Below are 19,683 nucleotides of genomic sequence, written 5' to 3'. Positions count from 1 at the left end.
TTAAAGTTCTAGAAAATCATTAGTTTTTGGGAAATTACGAATAGCGTCCATCGCTATTTCGGGTGTTGGGTCGGCTATTTTGCGCAGTTTTGTGTCCATCCAGGCTCCATCCACGGTTATTGTGGCACAAAGTTTATTGTCGTCATTCATAAATTCGTGGACTATTGACCAGCGTGAAGCATCTGGTCTCATTTTAGAAATTTTGGTATGCATAACTATTTTATCTGAAAGCAGTATTTCTTTTCTGAAAACACATTCCTCTCGGAATAAGATTGGACCAAAATTTTGTGAACGCAAAACCTTCATAGTTAATCCAAGATTTTCCAGAATTTCGATACGATGTTGTGCGCCAAAGTCATAATAAGCACTGTGTCGAACATGAAAATTAGGGTCAAGATCAGACCAACGAAAAGATAATTCTTTACTAAATGAAGTCATTATTATTTTAGTTTAAAGTTGTTTGCCCTATTATTTTGGATTATTATAAAACAAAATCAACAAGCATTGCTATGGTCAAAACTACGAATAATATGTGGATTGAAAAGGAACTCATGAACCTTTTAATTCTATTTTAAGGATATGCTGCCAAAAGTAATTGGGGATTTTATGAATTCTTTTTTCTTCAAAAAAGAAATGTGGCTTGTCTTTTGTATTGGTAAAAAGGAGTTTCCAATTCCGGATTCTAAAATCAAGTACATTTTATGAAAAAAATAATGTTTTTGTTGTTGCTGTCAGGTAGTTTGTATGCTCAGGAACAAGTGTTTAATGTTCAAAGGTATTGCATTGACGAGCAACCTTTCAAAAAAGGGGAATGCAATACGGTAGGGAATGAATACTCATTTGTGTTCCTTGACACTCAAAAGCGTACTGTGGTTTTCTTTCTCACGGCTACAAAAATGAAATATAAAATTGTAGACTCCGGTGTTTTTGCTCCAGATAAAAATTATTCGTTTTACACTTTAGAAAACGAGAAAGGCCAGTTAGAAATGCGGATAAATACGCAAAAAACTAAAATTGAATTCCTGTATCCCAATACGCATGTTTATTTGACGGTAGGAAAATCTACTAAGGCGATGCGTTAAGCGATTGAATTTTATAATGTTGCGTTCAGGCAAGCGCGAAAAGTTACTATGGTTTTATAAAATTTGCTTATGATATTTAGCAACGAAATAAATCTAATAGTTTTCCTTTAAACAATATAAAAGTATAAGTACTGATGAAATAAATAGTGTTTCCTTACTGTTTTAGGCAGTGCTTTATTTTGATTTTTTAGACTTTTTAATGTTCAAAGCTTTCTGTTTTATCCATTGAATTGAAATATCAACAGGTGCTGTAATATTATCAGAAGAAGTATTGTGTCCTAATGTTGAAAACAAAGTATATTCGAAAGGTTTGCCTTGAATTTTAAATGTATTCAATTGCTCTATGCACAATTTTACGGGAATTTGGATATCTTTCTCACCAAAAAGCCAAAGTCCTGCAATTGAAAGAGTATTCAAGTAATTTTTTGGGTCAGTAGTGGTAAATTGATACCTGTCTGGGTCATTTTTAGTATGTTCGAGAGCATCTGATTCTGTATGATTTTCCCAAAATTTATTGTTTCCATTAGTATAAAACTGAAATCGAAGTTGTTCTAAAGTTGTAATTGTAGGGCAACTAAATAAAACCATAAATTCTATTTGTGGATTTTTACTTGCAGCAATTGGGATTATCCATCCTGCTTGACTGAAGCCAACCAATCCAATTGGTGTTTTTTTTATCTTTCAAATAAGTTCGAAATGTATTTACTGCTGCACTTGCATCGTGAGATAATAAATTAAGATTTGTAGTGTCAATATTATTCGTGCCAACAGTTGGTCCTACATATACACCGCCAGATTCTCCAACTCCACGTTTATCATATGTCAATACAGCAATACCTTCTTTGGCAAGACGTTTAGCGAACTCCACTTTTCTTTTTACAGGATCAGATCCATGAACAATTACAACTGCTGCTAATACTTTTTTAGGCGTTAAAATCGAGCCTGCAAGAGTGACGCCTTGACTTTCAAACGTTATATCTTGAATGGTAAAGTCAGCCGATTGAGAAAATACCATATCTGGTAAAGTGATTACTAATAACCAAAGAAATAAGTTAGAAAAAAAATTAATATTCATTTTGGTTTAATATAAAAATTATGTTAGTTTTTACGGTCTGCGTTAGCATTGCCTAAAACTTTCTGGCGCTACGGCGGGTTTATGACTAAATTAAGCCCGATTTTCGGACTTGCCACCCGAGCGACAGCGAACAGGCGAAGCAAATTCTCCCAAATACATAACCAACTTCCCATTAAGCCTATTGCCTAAATCCGTTGTAGTAGCAGTCATTTACTATAGTTTTTTAAATATCAGTTGCATTGTTTCTTTGTCAATAGCATTCATATCTATCAATTTCAATGACTTTACCATTTTCAATGTTGATGTTTTGTAATGTTTGAAATGTGGCGTTTGTAAATGCGATTCATAAGCTTTCTTGTCTGCATAGATTTCCAGAATTCTAATTTCAGTTAGATTTTCTTTTTGAAACATTGGATATATTGAAATTACACCAGATTCAAATCTAACCGATGCTTCAGCTTCTTCTTTCAAGATTGAAATATATTCACTTAAATGTTCAGGAGCGACTTGAATTTCGGAGATTCTAATCATCATGTCTTCAGATTTATTTCCAGTTTTCATAATTTGCATTTGTGCACAGGAAGTGCAAATTAAAATAATCAGTAAAAGTGTTCCTAAGATTTGTAAATGTCTCATGATGTTCGGTTTTTTTGTTGCTTGTCGCTGACGTTATGCCACTTTGAGATGGCTGGAAGTTAGTAACCGCTCAATTTTCGGCTTAACGAAAACTTGATGCGAACCAGTAATTCCACTAAACTCCAGCTATATCAAAACAGCTGTTATGCAACGGTTTTATTTCTTCTTAAGGTAAATTTCAATTACACCACCTTTACCTTTTTCGCCATATTTATCGATTGCATTTCTATCTTTCAAAACAGTTATAGAGTCCACATCTGCGGGTTTTAAATTTCTGATTATTTCTTCAGTTGTCTCTTTTCCGTCGACAATATAAAGTGGATTAATTTTTGTCTTTTCGTAGTAAGAATAACAATTAGAAACAATGTCTATTCCCTGTATAAACTGTCCGGTATAATATTTTTCGTCAACAGTATATTGAGGTTTTTTGTCTTTGTAGATTTTTACATAGAAATAAATTTGATCATCTTTTTTTATTCCATAATAATCAGAACAACCTCTAGAAGTCCATGAGTTTAATGAGTTATATTTTTTTATAATATCTTCCGCTTTTAAAGTTTTTATTTCAACATAATTTCCGTCGGGAAGAAATCCTTTAAATACTCTTGTTAAGTGGATTTTTGCAATAATATTATTGTCGGATTGATATTTTTGAAAAATCACACCAGGATACAATTTACTTTCATATCCAATTCTATTTTCAAATCTACCATCTTGAACAAAACCATCAGAACATAAGTCCATTTCTTCAAGACTTACTTCTTTTAATTCGGCATCTTCACTCTTTAAATCATTAATTGTTAATTCACAAAATTTAATTTTGGAAAGGTTAATTGTATCGTTATTCTGCGATAAAGTCTTGCTTGAAATAAAAAGTAATAGAACAATTGTTATTTTTCTCATATATGTGTTTTCTAAACTGTTGCACAACTTGTATATACCCGCTACAAACTAGCGCATATCCACCCAAAATCAGGTTGCTTTGCGCTACAAATAGCATTTTATCGTTCCGCTAATGTAATTAATTTATTACGAATTATTTGTATTGTAATTTAGAAAGTTATAGAATGGAATAAATTTAATTGAGCAATCAGAATCCTCAGCGACGAGTACAATTATTTTCCTCTAAATTTCAAACTTAAAAAATGTAAACAATTTTGTTTATATTTGTATTATGAAAACAATTGACATCATAAAAGGAATTCATCCCGGTAAGTTTGTTGAGCGGGAATTGAAAAAAAGGAACCTCAATCAAAGGCAATTTGCGCTTTCTATTGGTGAACATGCTCAAACTTTGAGCGCCATCATTAAGGGCAGCAGGCGGATGAATGTTGCTTTGTCTCTCAAGATAGAAGAACAACTGGAATTAGAGGAAGGTTTCCTGATGACGTTACAGGTTTTTTATGACATAAAGGAAGCAAAGAAAGACAGTATTTATAAACCCGATCTTTCCAAATTAAGAAAAGTTACGTTTTGGGATACTAGTTTTGATAAAATTGATTGGAAACAAAATAAGGTAGCTGTTATTAAACGTATTTTTTCTCGAGGAACTGAAATAGAGCAGGAGGAGATTATCCGTTTTTATGGAAAAGAAGTGGTTGATAAGGTTAAATTATTAAAACATCAATTGTAATAGAAAAATAGAAGAATGGAAAAATTGCACTGGAATACCGTTTCGCCATTGCTCAAAGAGATTCTTATCGATTTGATGATTGAACCATTATTTTCGCCCTTTAGATTGGTTGGAGGAACTGCTTTAAGCTTGCAAATTGGTCATAGAATATCGGTTGATATTGATTTGTTTACAGCTGCGGATTATGGTTCGATTGATTTTAAAGAAATTAGAAGTTTTCTGGAAAATAAATATCCTTTTTGTCTTTCTAGGAATCTTGATAATGTTTCGTTTGGGACCTATTTTGAAATAGGATATTCTGAAAGCGAATTAATTAAAGTAGACTTGTATTACACAGATGATTTTATTTTCGATGAGATAGAAAATGATTGCATACGTATGGCTTCTGAAAATGAAATTATAGCCATGAAATTAGATGTTGTTCTAAGAGGTGGCCGAAAAAAAGATTTTTGGGATTTGCATTATTATCTTGATAAGGTTCCTATTGATGAAATGATTTCGTTCTATGAAAAACGTTATCCTTATACTGATTGTATCAATATTAAAAGTCAATTTGTAAATTTTGAATCAGCTGATTTAGATTTTGACCCGATGTGTTTATTGGATAAATCTTGGGAGCTAATCAAATTAGATTTTCATCAAAGTATCGATGGAAATTCCTAATTCCAAAAGATTGCATTGAAATCTCAAATGCCCTAGCCCGGATCGCAGCGGCATCCCACGCTTTTGGGCGTGGATACAGCGGAGAGCAGGAAGTAGCTCCATATTTCGACTTCCGCCAGAATGACAAACCCTCTAAAATGTCATCTTGTCAGATTTTTTTCCGCCAATTTTAACATAAACTGACAATTTAATAGGCCATTTTGTATTGGCACAAAGATTGACTTATCGACTTCGAGTCATTAAAACAAGTATACAATAAAATTAAATATATTAAAAATGGGTAAAATAATCGGAATTGATTTAGGTACGACCAACTCTTGTGTTTCTGTAATGGAAGGTAATGAAGCAGTTGTTATTCCTAATGCAGAAGGAAAAAGAACAACACCATCTATCATCGCTTTTGTTGAAGGTGGAGAGATTAAAGTAGGAGATCCTGCTAAAAGACAAGCGGTAACTAATCCAACTAAGACTATTGCTTCTATCAAACGTTTTATGGGTCACTCTTTTTCAGAAATTACAGCTGAAGCAAAAAGAGTTTCTTATTCAGTAGTAAAAGGGGACAACAATACTCCACGTGTGGATATTGATGGTCGTTTATACACTGCTCAGGAATTGTCAGCTATGACACTTCAAAAAATGAAAAAAACAGCTGAAGACTATTTAGGTCAAACTGTTACTGAAGCAGTTATTACTGTTCCAGCTTACTTTAATGATGCACAACGTCAAGCTACGAAAGAAGCGGGTGAAATTGCAGGTCTTAAAGTAATGCGTATTATCAACGAACCAACTGCAGCTGCACTTGCTTACGGTTTAGATAAAAAAGGTAAAGATCAAAAAATTGCTGTTTACGATTTAGGTGGAGGTACATTTGATATTTCTGTTCTTGAATTAGGAGACGGAGTTTTTGAAGTATTGTCTACAAACGGAGATACTCACTTAGGTGGAGATGATTTTGACCACGAAATTATTGACTGGTTAGCTGACGAATTTAAAGCTGAAGAAGGTATTGACTTACGTCTTGATCCAATGTCATTGCAACGTTTGAAAGAAGCTGCTGAGAAAGCAAAAATTGAATTGTCTTCTTCTGCTGAAACTGAAATCAACTTGCCATACGTAACTGCTACGGCTTCAGGACCAAAACACTTAGTTAAAAAATTAACTAGAGCTCAATTTGAAAAATTAACTGATTCATTAGTAAAACGTTCTATGGCACCAGTTGCTAAAGCGTTGAAAGATGCAGGTTTAACTGTTTCTGATATTGACGAAGTTATCTTGGTTGGAGGTTCTACTCGTATGCCAAGAATTGCTGAAGAAGTTGAAAAATTCTTTGGTAAAAAAGCATCTAAAGGAGTTAACCCTGATGAGGTTGTTGCAATTGGAGCAGCTATTCAAGGTGGAGTTCTTTCTGGAGATGTAAAAGATGTATTGTTACTTGACGTTACACCTTTATCTTTAGGTATCGAAACTATGGGTGGTGTTTTGACTAAATTAATTGAGTCTAACACAACTATTCCAACTAAAAAATCTCAAGTTTTCTCTACAGCTGCAGATTCTCAACCAACAGTTGAAATCCACGTTTTACAAGGAGACAGAGCTATGGCAGTTGACAACAAAACTATCGGTCGTTTCCATTTAGATGGTATTCCACCAGCTCCAAGAGGTGTTCCACAAATTGAAGTAACTTTTGATATTGATGCTAATGGTATCATCAAAGTTTCTGCAACTGATAAAGGAACTGGAAAATCTCACGATATTCGTATCGAAGCTTCTTCTGGATTAACAGCTGAAGAAATCGAAAGAATGAAAAAAGATGCAGAAGCTAATGCTGATTCTGACAAACTTTTAAGAGAAAGAGCAGAAAAATTGAACGAAGCTGATGGAATGATCTTCCAAACTGAAACTCAATTGAAAGAATTAGGTTCTAAATTATCTGATGAAAACAAAGTTGCTGTAGAATATGCATTAACTGAATTGAGAATGGCGCACCAATCTCAAGACATTCCTGCAATTCAAACTGCTCTTGACAACATCAACGCTGCTTGGAAAAAAGCAACTGAAGCGATGTATGCTCAAGGAGAACAAGGTCAAGGTGAAGCACAACCTCAAGGGGATGCTGCTCAAGGAGACAATGTTGAAGACGTTGAATTCGAAGAAGTAAAATAATAATTTCCCGTAGAGACGGACTGTTGTCCGTCTTTATTGTTAATTTAGAAAACCGTTCGCCATTGGTGAACGGTTTTTTTTATGTGTTTCTATTTTTTAGTCTGTTTTGTGCCAAACATATTAGTAATCACTAACGCATGAGGAAAAGTTATGGCGGCCAAAAAGGAGAAAAACAAAGCATTAAAAAGTTGTTTCTCTTTACACATATAATAGATCAATGTAATTCCTACTATAGATATCAACCAATAAATCCCTGCCGCTTTACAATAATCAACAAAATATTTTAATGAAAAGGAACCATTTAGAAATTTAATCTGGTCAATTATCGAAGGAATACTGTGCCATAAAACAAAATAAATAGCAAATCCCCAAATCAGACTCGATGACTTGAAAAGGATTGCAAAGAGAATCAAATAAAAGAATTCTAAAAGTAGTTTTTTTCTAATTTTTTCTGATTTCCAATACAAATAGGTACTTAAGCCAATAAAAGCAATTGATGAAATTTGCAAAAGCAACACAAAGTATTGACTTGGAATATTAATATTGGCGATGTTTACAATAATACTTTGTACTTCACCGGAGTGAAAAACAAATAGTAACTGTAAGATAATAAATCCGTATAAAAATTGAAATGCCATTTGGAACCATTTCGGTAAAGCTTCCAATACATCTTGCCATTGCTGTTCGCCAAAATGATAGGCGCTTACAAGTATGAATAATAGTAACGCCACTTGAGGAATTGTATAAAACAACAAAGCACCTGTTAAAACCACTACCACATAATAACCGAGTATTTTAAACCAGGAATTGGATTGTTTTACGGTTTTAATATTATGAATTAAAAGCAAATCGTTGGCACCATGCAGTATTCCAAAAGTGAAAATCAAGAAGAAACCCAACATTATTTGGATTTTTGTCGATAGAAAAGAATCCATCCAAAGTCCGAAAAAGCTTGCTACTATTACAATATTTGAATAATTTTTCATGAATTTTAATTATTGTTTAAAATTAGTCAAAAAATATTAAACAAAAATGATTTTTTATTGTTTAACTTTTACTACATTTGATTAAACAAAAAACCATTTAAATTATTTATTTATGACAAATTTTATGTTTATTTCAGGATTAGTCGGAAAATTATCCCCAACGGATTACGTAGGGTTTACTTTCTTTGTAGGCTGTATGGCTATGATGGCCGCTTCAGCATTTTTCTTTTTATCCTTGAGCCAGTTTGACAAAAAGTGGCGTACTTCAGTTCTTGTTTCGGGTTTAATTACCTTTATAGCTGCAGTACATTATTTCTACATGAGAGATTATTGGGCATCATTTGGTGAGTCGCCTACATTCTTTCGTTATGTAGACTGGGTACTTACAGTGCCGTTGATGTGTTTAGAGTTTTATCTGATACTTAAAGTAGCAGGAGCAAAGCAATCGTTGCTTTGGAAAATGATTATTTATTCGATAATAATGTTAGTTACAGGTTACTTCGGAGAAGTAGTATTTACAGATAGCGCTGCGCTGTGGGGATTCATTTCCGGAGTTGCTTACTTTGCTATTGTTTACGAGATTTGGCTGGGAGAAGCTTCAAAACTTGCAGCAGCAGCTGGTGGAGAAATTCAAAAAGCACACAAAATTTTATGTTGGTTCGTCCTTGTTGGATGGTCAATTTATCCATTAGGATATATGATGGGAACATCAGGATGGTACAACGGATTTATTCCTGCAGGTAATATTGACGTGGCGTACAACATTGCTGACGCGATTAACAAAATTGGTTTTGGATTAGTAATCTACAGTTTAGCAGTAAAATCTCAAAAAGATTAATTCCTTTTTTTATTTTTTTTTAATATTTTGATTGGAAAACCGGACTAGCGATAGACCGGTTTTTTTGTGTCATTTAATGAAATAAAATACCCGACCTGTTTTTGAAACAAGTCGGGTAATTTTATTCAATTATTATTATTATTATTATTATTTACTTAGATACGCACTGCAGTGCGTATCTACAACGTGCACATCTACATTGTTAGTTTGTTCAATGCGTGTTTAAAAACTTCATAATAACCATGAATTGCATTTGTACATTTCACATAATCATATGATAAACCAACATTCATTAAAGCGCAAAAAAAAGGGAAAATGTTTTTTGAACATTTTCCCTTTTTAATTTACTATTTTGGATCTAAAGCTTCACCAATTCTAGATATCAAATCGAGTACATGATATTTACTCATTCGGTCTGACATCCTGGCGGAAGACATTTTTAAATCGTTTTTTAATGCATTCAATTGGCCTCTTGCAATAGAAGGTAAATCAGTTTGTGCTAAGTTTACTCTTCTTGTATTGAAACCATACGTAACTCCAACAGGAACAGATCTTACAGTTGCAGTGCCTGGTTTAAGCAATTCAATCAATTTGTCTACATACAATTTTTGAACGTTTCTGCGGTACATATCAATTGAACTATTGCTTTTCAATTCAGAGAAAATTCCTTTGTTCAAATCAGTCATTAATTCGTCTACAGAATAATTGTCTTTACTAACAGTTGAGGTTTCTAAAAGGCGAACCATTCTGTCACCTGCCATAAGACTTGACAACGTTGCATCCTGCATTCCTTTGATAGCTTCAACACCACTTTCCGGGTTTATTTTTGAAAGTACGTTTTGATCTAACAACCATTTTGGTGTAGTGAATAATTGTGTATTCAAGAACGCTACAGCATCTTTTTGGATACCTTTTGGTACCACTTGAAATTGATTTCCAGCCATGTCATAGGTTTTTGGAGAATCATAAATTCCACCCACGTTTTTAGTTACGTGTCCCATATATCTTCTGAATTGTCCTGTAAGCGCGCTGTAAAGCTCGTCTAATTCAGTATAACTTTGACCATCTTCTTTAGTCCATTCTAATAAATTAGGAAGTATTCTTTTCAGGTTTTTAATTCCGTATTCAGAAGCTCTCATTGCATTATCACCAATATCTTCCGTTTGGTATCTTGGGTCATAAGGACTTGTTTCAGAACCAAACCACAAACGATTGTTTTTATATGCTTCCTTAGTCATTTCATTCAACAAAGCTTTTTCCTGTGCTTCATTTTTAGTGTCTTCAAAATAAGAATATCCCCATTTGATAGCCCACTTGTCATAATCTCCAATTCTTGGAAACAAAGCCGTAACACCATCTTCTGGTTGTGCAACGTAGTTGAAACGCGCATAATCCATTATAGACGAAGTATGTCCGTTTTTCTCTTGGTAATCCTTATCTCTCAGTTTTTCAACCGGAGTGGCAGAACTTGCACCCATGTTGTGACGCAATCCTAACGTGTGTCCAACTTCATGAGAAGAAACAAAACGAATTAATTCTCCCATTAATTTGTCATCAAACTTTTTAGATCTTGCCGCTGGATCAACCGCTGCAGTTTGAATCAAATACCAGTTTCTTAAAAGACTCATGATATTGTGATACCAACCAATGTGGCTTTCTAATATTTCACCACTTCTGGGATCGTGAATATTAGGACCGTATGCATTTTGAATCTCAGCTGCGAAGTATCTTAAAACAGAAAAACGAGCATCTTCCAAACTCATTGTTGGATCATTTTCGGGCCAATATTCTCCACGAATTGCATTTTTCCAACCCGCTGCTTCAAAAGCAATTTGCCAATCGTCAATACCTTGTTTGATGAATTTTTTCCATTTTTCCGGAGTTGCCGGGTCAATGTAGTATACAATTGGTTTCAAAGGCTCAATCAATTCACCCTTTTTTTGTTTTTGCGCGTCTTCTGGAGATTTAGGTTCTAAACGCCATCTTACTGCAAATACTTTGGTATCTGATTTTTGAGATTCCTCTTCAAATACACCATATTGGTTTGCAAAATATCCTACACGCGCATCAAATTCTCTTTTGCGCATCGGATTTTTTGGCAATAAAATCATAGAAGTATTCATTTCCACTGTGATTACCCCTGCATCTAAAGCCGAAGGCAAATCAACTCCAATTTTTGGTGTAGGTGAAGTATTGATTTTTGGTGGTGTTGTCGTAAAGGTTTTTACACTTCTAATTTCAGTGTTTATTGGAAAACTACTTACTTTTGAGATAAAAGATCTGTCTTTTTGAAACGTCTGAATGTTTAACAGTTGTTTTTTAATTGGATCCAAAGAAAAAGTTTGAACATCAGCATCGAAAGTAGTGGATAAATCAACTACATAACCTGTGATTTTTCCAGCATCATCTTTTTTGTACGCCAGAACATCATAATTTCCAATAATTGGATCTGAAGTTGAATTTTTAACCGCTTGAGCCATTGGTTTGTCTTCATCCGGAGACATAATAACGTAGGTAATAGATCTCAATAAGATATTATTATTCAAACCTTTTTCCCAACGAACGACTTGTCTGTTGATTTCTTCTCCACCAAAAATTCCTCCTCCGGCCGGAGTTTTAGAATATCGGGTTATGGTCATCATTTCACTTCCTAAAATAGAATCCGGAATTTCAAAAAGGTATTTGTTGTCTATTTTATGGACGTCGATTAATCCTCTTTGAGTAACTGCAGTTGAATCAATTACTTTCTTGTACGGTTTAGGTTCTTTTTTAGCATCATTTGCCTTGGTCTCTACTTTGGCAACAGCATTTTTATCTGCTTTTCTTTTCTTTCTGCTCTGGGCAAATGTCTCCGGAGCCGAAAAAATTAACAGAAATACAATAATTAGGGTTAGTTTTTTTTTTAACATGTAGTACAACATATAATGGTTAATAATTAGTTTTTAGCAAATAAATAGGAGAATCTTCTATTTATTTACCATCAATCTTCAAATCTATTGATATATTTTGAAAAATAGAGTACTTAGAAATACATTTTTAAATAATTAACAAAAATTAACATTCGTTGAGTATTTATTTCTCATTGGGGCAATATGATTTTTCTCATGAAAGGAATTACTATTTCGTGTTACCTTTGCATTTTTTAAGGAGTAAATAAAGCAATATTTTTTCATTTCATGGAATGTCAAAAGTGCTGAAAAACGATTTATTTGTAAAAGTTTTTCGTAATATTACTTCATAAATCAGTTAGGATGAGAAAAATCAAGTACAAGAAAGGAAGGAAAATGCAACCCTATAATTTAGAATATACCGGGATTCACAAAAGCAAGGATTCAGAACTGCAGTTGTTTGTTTACGATGATTTGAATCTAACCGAATATGAGGATTTTAAGGTTTCAGATTTAGACAAACTTATTGACAAACAGAAAACAAATTGGATTAATATACACGGCTTGAATAATGTTGATTGGTTAAAATCAATTGGTGATTATTTTAAAATCGATAATTTCATGTTGGCCGATATTTTGAATACCACCCGAAGAACTAAACTGGAAGAGTCTCATGATTTTTTATTTTTCAACATCAAGTCACTCTTGCCTACGGAGCATTCGGATAATATTAGTGTAGAACAAATTAGTTTTTTGTTGAAAGATGGGGTTTTAATTTCTTTTCAGGAAAAAAGAAGTGATTTTTTTACTCATATTCGAGAACGTATTCGGACTCATTCAGGGATCGTTAGAATTAAAAAAGCAGATTATTTGCTGTATATTCTTTTGGATGCCATTATGGAAAATTTCTACATCACTTTAGAAAACGAAGAAGACAAAGTAGAGGAATTGATCAATCTTACGAAGCAAAGTGTGGATCCCGTGATTTTAGAAAAAATTGAGAAACACCGTGATAATTTAAATTTCTTAAAACGTTCCATTATTCCATTACGAGATTCTTTGTATGATATTAAAAGCATAAAAGACGATACGATATTTAATGCGATGGAAGCAGATAGTTTTAGTTTCTTTGCGCGATTGCATCAAAAAAGTTTAGAACTTTTAGAACAAATTGATTCTGATATGGGTTCTTTAGAAAGTGCTTCAAATTTCTTTTTTTCGGCACAAACGCATAAGATGAATGAAATTATGAAAACGCTGACGATTGTATCGGCGATATTTATTCCGCTTACTTTTATTGTTGGGATTTACGGAATGAATTTTGAATATATGCCGGAACTCAAGCGACATTATGGCTATCATACCGTTATTGGTGCCATGTTTTTGATAGTGATTGGAATGATTATTTATTTTAAAAAACGCCGTTGGTTTTAGAAACTAAAAAGGAATTCATTCAATTGATTTGGAATTAAATTTAAAAATAAAAAGATGAACAAGGCCATATACATTGCAACAAGCGAGCAAAATAGTGGAAAGTCGATTATTACGTTGGGATTGATGAGTATGCTTATTGGCAAAATGGCCAAAGTAGGTTATTTTAGGCCCATTGTCGAAGATTTTGAAGAAGGTGGATTTGACAATCATATTGAAACCGTGATTGGTCACTTTGGTTTGGATATTCAATTTGAAGATGCTTACGCCATTACAAAAAGTAAATTAATAAAGAAGAAGAACAAGGGAAAAATAGGGGAGGTTCTCGATTTGATTATTGAAAAATATAAGAAATTAGAAGAGCGTTTTGATTTTGTCTTGGTCGAAGGAACTGGTTTCAGTGGGGAGGGAACGGTGATAGAATTAGACATGAATGTTCTGATTGCTAAAAACCTTGGAATCCCAACGATTATTGTTGGTTCCGGAGTAGGCAAAACACTGGAAGAATTATTGGATAGTTTGTATCTTGCCTATGATTCTTTCAAGGTGAAGGATGTGGAGGTTTTGGCTGTAATTGCAAATAAAGTACAGCATGAAAATATAGAAATAGTGACTAATGGTTTACGAAAAAGTTTGCCTCAGAGCGTGATGGTGAACACGATTCCATTAATCCATAATTTGAATAATCCGACGGTACAGGAAATCGTAAACGAGTTGGATGCTAAAGTTTTATTTGGCTCGGCACACTTAAACAACCAAACCGGGAATTTTAGTGTTGGCGCCATGCAATTGTGTAATTATTTGTTGCATTTGAAAGAGAATAGCCTGGTGATTACTCCCGGAGACAGAGCCGATATTATTTTAGGAGCCTTACAGGCTAATGAATCCGTGAATTATCCAACAATTTCTGGGATTGTTTTGACAGGGAATATCTTGCCGGAGATTAGTATTTTGAAATTGATTGAAGGACTTTCAACGATTGTTCCAATTATTGCCGTTGAAGAAGGGACTTATTTTATCACCAATAAAATAGGATCGATTAAATCTAAAATTTATGCAAATAACAAGCAGAAGATTGAAATTTCGATTACTACTTTCGAAAAATATGTAGACTTAGACAACTTGGCTGAAAAGCTGATTACTTTTGAAGCGGAGGGTATGACCCCAAAAATGTTCCAATATAATTTGGTAAAAAGAGCCAGACAACACAGGAAACACATTGTCCTGCCGGAAGGGAATGACGACAGAATTATTATGGCGGCATCCCGTTTATTAGAAATGGATGTGGTGGATATTTCTATCATTGGCAACAAGAAACAAATAGAAAGTAAAGTTGCTGAATTAGGCTTGTTTTTTGATTTTTCCAAAGTACAAATCATTAATCCGATAGAATCCGAGCATTATGACGACTACGTAAACACCTATTATGAGTTGCGAAAAGCTAAAAATGTAACCTTAGGAATGGCGAAAGATTTGATGGAAGATGTTTCGTATTTTGGAACGATGATGGTGTATAAAGGCCACGCTGACGGAATGGTTTCCGGAGCGGCTCACACTACGCAACATACCATTTTACCGGCGTTGCAATTCATTAAAACAAAACCCAATTCATCAGTGGTTTCCTCAATATTTTTCATGTGTTTAGAAGACAGGGTTTCGGTTTTTGGAGATTGCGCCATTAATCCAAATCCTACTGCAGAACAATTGGCAGAAATTGCCATTTCATCTGCGGATTCCAGTTTGGCTTTTGGAATTGAACCAAAAATCGCAATGCTTTCTTATTCTTCGGGTTCTTCAGGAAAAGGAGATGAAGTGGATAAAGTACGAACTGCAACTGAAATAGTGAGAAAAAAACGTCCCGATTTAAAAATCGAAGGTCCAATTCAATACGATGCAGCCGTTGATATGGCCGTTGGAAAAAGTAAAATGCCAAATTCAGAAGTCGCAGGACAAGCCAGTGTTCTAATTTTCCCGGATTTAAATACAGGAAATAACACCTATAAAGCGGTTCAAAGAGAAACAGGAGCCTTAGCCATTGGTCCGATGTTACAAGGTTTGAATAAGCCGGTTAATGATTTAAGCCGCGGTTGTACCGTAGATGATATTATAAATACAGTCGTGATTACGGCGATTCAGGCGCAAGGATTGTAGCTTTTTAAATTAAAGATTGAAATATGTAAAGATTTAAAAATTAATCTTTTACTACTTCAATTTTTTAATCTTTTAATATAATTTAAATGAAAATAGTAATTATAAACTCAGGAAGTTCCTCTATAAAATACCAATTGATTAACATGCCGGCGAATGAAGTAATTTGCTCCGGGATGATTGACAGAATAGGACTTGAAACTTCAAACTTTACGTACGCGACGGATACGACTAAATTAGAAGAAATGTTGCCTATTGCGAACCATAAAATAGGTTTAGAAAAAATTGCCACTTTATTGATGGATGAAAAAGTCGGGGTTATTACAAGCACTGAAGAAATAGATGCTGTTGGGCATCGAGTGGTTCATGGCGGAAGTTCTTTTTCGAATACGGTAATTATTACGAGTGAAGTTAAAGACAAAATCAGGCAGCTATTTGAATTAGCGCCTTTGCATAATCCCGCGAATTTAGAAGGAATAAATGTTGCCGAAGAGATTTTTAGTTCAGCACAACAAGTGGCTGTTTTTGATACGGCTTTTCACCAAACGATTCCGGTTGTGGCGCATAAATATGCGGTTCCAAATTATCTTTTGACGGAAAATAAGATTCGTGTTTATGGATTTCACGGTACGAGTCATAAATATGTTTCGGAAAATGCGATTCATTATTTGGAGCAAAATTCAAAGAATAAAGGATCAAAAATTATTACTATACATTTAGGAAATGGTTGCAGCATGACTGCTATAAAAGACGGGAAAAGTATTGATCATACATTGGGTTTTGGTCCAATGAACGGTTTGATTATGGGAACCCGAAGCGGAGATGTTGATCAATCCGTCATATTTTATTTGGTAAACACGCTGGGTTATTCGCTTGAAGCCGTGAATACAATGTTGCAAAAACAAAGCGGAATGTTAGGGCTTACCGGTTACAGCGATTTACGGGATATTGAAGCCAATGCGGAGAACGGAAATGAAGATTGTCAATTGGCTTTGGCGATGAATGCGTACCGAATAAAGAAATATATTGGTTCTTATACGGCTGTTTTAAACGGATTAGATGCCATTATTTTTACAGCCGGGATCGGAGAAAATTCTTCGTATATCCGGAAATTAGTGTGTACTGATATGGATTATTTCGGAATAGAATTGGATGCATCCAAAAATGAAATTCGTTCGAAAGAAATTCGGGAAATCAATACATTGGAATCCAAAACCAAAATATTAGTTATTCCTACCAATGAAGAGATTGAAATTGCCAATCAAGTGTTTGAATTATTGACAAATTAAGAAAATAGCTAACCCAAAGGAGCTTCTGTATTCAGAGGCTTTTTTTATGCTTTTTATTTAATAAATCTAATTATATTTGGATACTAAACACCACATTTTGAAAGCAAGAATTACAACAATAATCCTATTCTATCTTATCTCATTTCAACTGTATGCGCAGGAGTTACTTCCTTTTGTAGAGAATTACAATAAATCTGATTATCAAGGGGATAATCAAATTTGGAATGTAGCGCAAGGGAATGATAATGCGATGTATTTTGCCAATAATTATTATTTATTGCGTTATGATGGCGTGAAATGGGAAAAATATTCGCTGCCTAACAAAACCATAATTCGTTCTATAATGGTGGATGGTGACAGGATTTATTCCGGTTCTTACAAAGAATTCGGCTATTGGTATCGAAAAAATGGGAAGATGATTTATGTTTCTATTTCTGATACCACTAAGGTTTTTGATGAAAGTGATAATGAGGAGGTTTGGAAGATATTTAAATTTAACGGTAAAATTTATTTCCAGTCTTTTAACGGGCTTTTTCAATATAATGGAAAAATAATTAAGAAAAGCAAGTTTGATTTTCTGGTTTCTTACTGTTTTCCGGTTGGTAAGGAGTTATTAGTGGCTTCGGTAGAAAATGGAGTTTATAAAATGAAGAATTCCAAGTTTGAAAAGATTGAGGGATGGTCCGTTTTAGAGAATAACGTCATTCATGCAATCGAAAAACACCAAAATAAAACCTATTTTTTTACTAAAAAAAATGGGGTTTATGTCGAAGAAAATGGCGCGTTGAAAGAATGGCAGAGTCCATTAAATACTATTCTGAAAGCCGCCAATATCAATGTTGCTAAATTCATTAAAAACAATAAATTAATTATAGGTACGGCAAATAAAGGAGTTTACATTTTTGATTTGAATTCAGGTACTTACAAAAACATCAATCGAAATAATGTATTGATGAATAATTCTATTTTGAGTATTGGCTTGGACAAAGAAAATGATCTTTGGTTGGGTTTAGACAACGGAATTGCTCATATCGAAGTTAATTCTCCAATTTCTATTTTTTATGATAATTCAGGAATTTTAGGTTCCGTTTATTCCGTTGCGAGTACTTCAAAAGGTTATTTAATGGCTTCGAATCATGGTGTTTTTAAATATGAAGATAAGGTTCTTTCGTTAATTCCTAATACGCAAGGACAAGCATGGAACATCAGTAAAATAAATAACAAATACCTCATAGGTCATAACGAAGGAACTTTCATTTATGATAATGGATTGTTCTCTAAATTAAGTATTATAAACGGAGGTTGGAATTTAGCCAAAAGCAGTATTAATAATTCGTATTTGCAAGCTACGTACAGCGGTGTAATTATTTATAATGATACGAATGATTTGAATCAAAAGATAATTTTAAAAGGAATATTGAAGCCTATAAAATACGTTGCGCAAAACAGGAAAAACGAAATATGGGCTGCGGATAATAATAGAGGTTTGTATCGAATCCTGTATAATGATGCATACGAAACAACGAGTATCAAAAACGTTACCCAACTAAGTAAAATAAAGAATGATTTTGGGGTGAAGATTTTTGAGTTTAGAAATGAGGTCTTATTTTTAATTAATAAATCTTTTTATACCTATAATTCAATCACCAATCTATTAGAACAAAATGAATTGTTCAATAATAATTTTAAAAATGCATCAAATATTGTTTCTATTGATGAAAATCATTTTTTGATACTGCAAGAAGGACTTTTGTATCATATTTATGCAAACGAGAATAAATTCATCCGCAATATTATTCAAGAGAAATATTATAAGGGAAAAATAATCAATGATAATTTAAAAGTGTTTAAGAATAATGAGAACTATTTGTTGAACCTAGATGATGGTTTTATCTCCTTGCAACTAAATTATGCGAATAAAAAAGCATCAAATATAAACGTAGAAGCTTTTGTAAATAATAATTTAATCAAAAACAACTCGAAAATTCCCTATAATACGGAACTTCGTATTCATATACTGTCGGGCGTTTTTGGTGCCACCAGGCCTAATTTATTTTATAAAGTAAATGGGCTCAAAGAATTTATTCCTGTTAAGGAAGGTTTGATTATTTTGAATAACTTGAATAGCGGTTCTAATGAGATTACCGTTTATCTTCACGATGGACTGAACTACGATAAAGTTTCCAGTTTCCAATTTTTGGTTTCAAAACCGTGGTATTTTTCTCCTTGGATGATTTTATTGTACTTTATTGTAATAGGAGTGATATTGTACCTGTATTACAAATGGAATAAAATGCGATACATTCAGAAACTGGAATTGCGTGATGAAGAATTAAAGCATCAAAAGAAAATTCTGGAAATGGAATTGAAAGCTGAAAATGAATTGAACATTCAGGAGTATCAAAAACACATTTTGGAGCTGGAACTTCAAACCAAATCCTCTGAGGTTGCAGGCAAATCACTTTCGATAGCGAAACAAAGTGAAATGATTGAAAATATACAAAGTATTCTGGATTCTGATATGGATTTTAATAAACTGAAAAGTGAAATTAAAAAAGCTATAAAAATCAACGCCGTTAATAAACATGAGTGGGAAACATTTGAAACAAATTTGAATCAAATCCACAATGAATTTATAATTAACTTATCTAAAAAATTCCCCAACCTTACTTCGAAGGATATTAAGCTTTGCATTTACTTAAAAATGAATCTTTCTTCTAAAGAAATTGCACCCATGATGAATATTTCTTTTAGAGGAGTGGAACTACATCGTTATCGATTAAGAAAGAAATTAAACCTTGTTCAGGATGAGAATCTCTCTAAATTTTTATTAACTGTATAAATTCACTTT

General features: G+C 33.5%; 16 protein-coding genes. 9 read left to right on the top strand and 7 right to left on the bottom strand.

Annotation, left to right across the window (positions count from 1 at the left end; all coding sequences use genetic code 11):
- Window positions 1-438 carry an acyl-CoA thioesterase gene (locus DR980_RS07380; RefSeq protein ID WP_113634581.1) on the bottom strand — a complete coding sequence of 146 codons (438 nt, stop codon included), beginning with the start codon at window positions 436-438 and terminating at the stop codon, window positions 1-3.
- 263 nt (window positions 439-701) lie between these two features.
- Here DR980_RS07380 and DR980_RS07375 point away from each other — a divergent pair, with 263 nt between their 5' ends.
- Window positions 702-1,082: a hypothetical protein gene (locus DR980_RS07375; RefSeq protein ID WP_113634580.1), complete on the top strand. Its 381-nt coding sequence runs from the start codon at window positions 702-704 to the stop codon at window positions 1,080-1,082.
- 174 nt (window positions 1,083-1,256) lie between these two features.
- On the opposite strand, the gene DR980_RS16500 is transcribed toward DR980_RS07375, so the two are convergent.
- From DR980_RS16500 to DR980_RS07360, 4 genes are all read right to left on the bottom strand, one after another.
- Window positions 1,257-1,670 (bottom strand): alpha/beta hydrolase, encoded by a 414-nt coding sequence (locus DR980_RS16500; protein ID WP_244199274.1) that lies wholly within the window; start codon window positions 1,668-1,670, stop codon window positions 1,257-1,259.
- Window positions 1,671-1,689: 19 nt separating this feature from the next.
- Window positions 1,690-2,157, bottom strand: coding sequence for a serine aminopeptidase domain-containing protein (locus tag DR980_RS16495; RefSeq protein WP_244199273.1), 468 nt, complete (start codon window positions 2,155-2,157; stop codon window positions 1,690-1,692).
- A 213-nt stretch (window positions 2,158-2,370) separates the two neighbouring features.
- The gene (locus DR980_RS07365; protein ID WP_113634579.1) at window positions 2,371-2,793 is read right to left on the bottom strand and encodes a putative quinol monooxygenase; all 423 of its coding nucleotides are present in this window, start codon (window positions 2,791-2,793) and stop codon (window positions 2,371-2,373) included.
- Between the two features lie 156 nt (window positions 2,794-2,949).
- A complete protein-coding gene (locus DR980_RS07360; protein WP_113634578.1) occupies window positions 2,950-3,696 on the bottom strand; it encodes a hypothetical protein in 747 nt (248 codons plus the stop codon).
- Between the two features lie 271 nt (window positions 3,697-3,967).
- On the opposite strand from DR980_RS07360, the gene DR980_RS07355 reads away from it, so the two are divergent.
- From DR980_RS07355 to dnaK, 3 genes are all read left to right on the top strand, one after another.
- A complete protein-coding gene (locus DR980_RS07355) occupies window positions 3,968-4,426 on the top strand; it encodes a helix-turn-helix transcriptional regulator (protein ID WP_208630797.1) in 459 nt (152 codons plus the stop codon).
- A gap of 15 nt (window positions 4,427-4,441) precedes the next feature.
- Window positions 4,442-5,089, top strand: a complete 648-nt coding sequence (locus DR980_RS07350; protein ID WP_113634576.1) for a nucleotidyl transferase AbiEii/AbiGii toxin family protein — start codon at window positions 4,442-4,444, stop codon at window positions 5,087-5,089.
- Between the two features lie 276 nt (window positions 5,090-5,365).
- Window positions 5,366-7,252 (top strand): molecular chaperone DnaK, encoded by a 1,887-nt coding sequence (gene dnaK / locus DR980_RS07345; RefSeq protein WP_091170992.1) that lies wholly within the window; start codon window positions 5,366-5,368, stop codon window positions 7,250-7,252.
- An 89-nt stretch (window positions 7,253-7,341) separates the two neighbouring features.
- On the opposite strand, the gene DR980_RS07340 is transcribed toward dnaK, so the two are convergent.
- Entirely contained in the window at window positions 7,342-8,238 is an 897-nt protein-coding gene (locus tag DR980_RS07340) for a Brp/Blh family beta-carotene 15,15'-dioxygenase (RefSeq protein ID WP_113634575.1), read from the bottom strand.
- A 112-nt stretch (window positions 8,239-8,350) separates the two neighbouring features.
- On the opposite strand from DR980_RS07340, the gene DR980_RS07335 reads away from it, so the two are divergent.
- Window positions 8,351-9,076 (top strand): bacteriorhodopsin-like, encoded by a 726-nt coding sequence (locus tag DR980_RS07335; RefSeq protein ID WP_113634574.1) that lies wholly within the window; start codon window positions 8,351-8,353, stop codon window positions 9,074-9,076.
- 347 nt (window positions 9,077-9,423) lie between these two features.
- On the opposite strand, the gene DR980_RS07330 is transcribed toward DR980_RS07335, so the two are convergent.
- Entirely contained in the window at window positions 9,424-11,985 is a 2,562-nt protein-coding gene (locus DR980_RS07330; RefSeq protein ID WP_208630796.1) for a zinc-dependent metalloprotease, read from the bottom strand.
- A gap of 342 nt (window positions 11,986-12,327) precedes the next feature.
- Here DR980_RS07330 and corA point away from each other — a divergent pair, with 342 nt between their 5' ends.
- The 4 genes from corA (at window position 12,328) to DR980_RS07310 (ending at window position 19,674) form a co-directional block, all read left to right on the top strand.
- Window positions 12,328-13,398 carry a magnesium/cobalt transporter CorA gene (gene corA, locus DR980_RS07325; RefSeq protein ID WP_113634573.1) on the top strand — a complete coding sequence of 357 codons (1,071 nt, stop codon included), beginning with the start codon at window positions 12,328-12,330 and terminating at the stop codon, window positions 13,396-13,398.
- A gap of 54 nt (window positions 13,399-13,452) precedes the next feature.
- Window positions 13,453-15,546, top strand: a complete 2,094-nt coding sequence (gene pta / locus DR980_RS07320; RefSeq protein WP_113634572.1) for a phosphate acetyltransferase — start codon at window positions 13,453-13,455, stop codon at window positions 15,544-15,546.
- Between the two features lie 86 nt (window positions 15,547-15,632).
- Complete coding sequence (locus tag DR980_RS07315) at window positions 15,633-16,832, top strand: acetate/propionate family kinase (RefSeq protein ID WP_113634571.1); 1,200 nt, start codon at window positions 15,633-15,635, stop codon at window positions 16,830-16,832.
- A gap of 97 nt (window positions 16,833-16,929) precedes the next feature.
- Complete coding sequence (locus tag DR980_RS07310) at window positions 16,930-19,674, top strand: helix-turn-helix and ligand-binding sensor domain-containing protein (protein WP_244199272.1); 2,745 nt, start codon at window positions 16,930-16,932, stop codon at window positions 19,672-19,674.
- The last annotated feature ends 9 nt before the right edge of the window (window positions 19,675-19,683 follow it).

The organism is Flavobacterium psychrolimnae (assembly GCF_003312425.1).
Taxonomy (GTDB): domain Bacteria; phylum Bacteroidota; class Bacteroidia; order Flavobacteriales; family Flavobacteriaceae; genus Flavobacterium; species Flavobacterium psychrolimnae.
The sequence above is the reverse complement of the archived record's forward strand: the minus strand, read 5'-3'. Positions and strand labels throughout refer to the sequence as shown.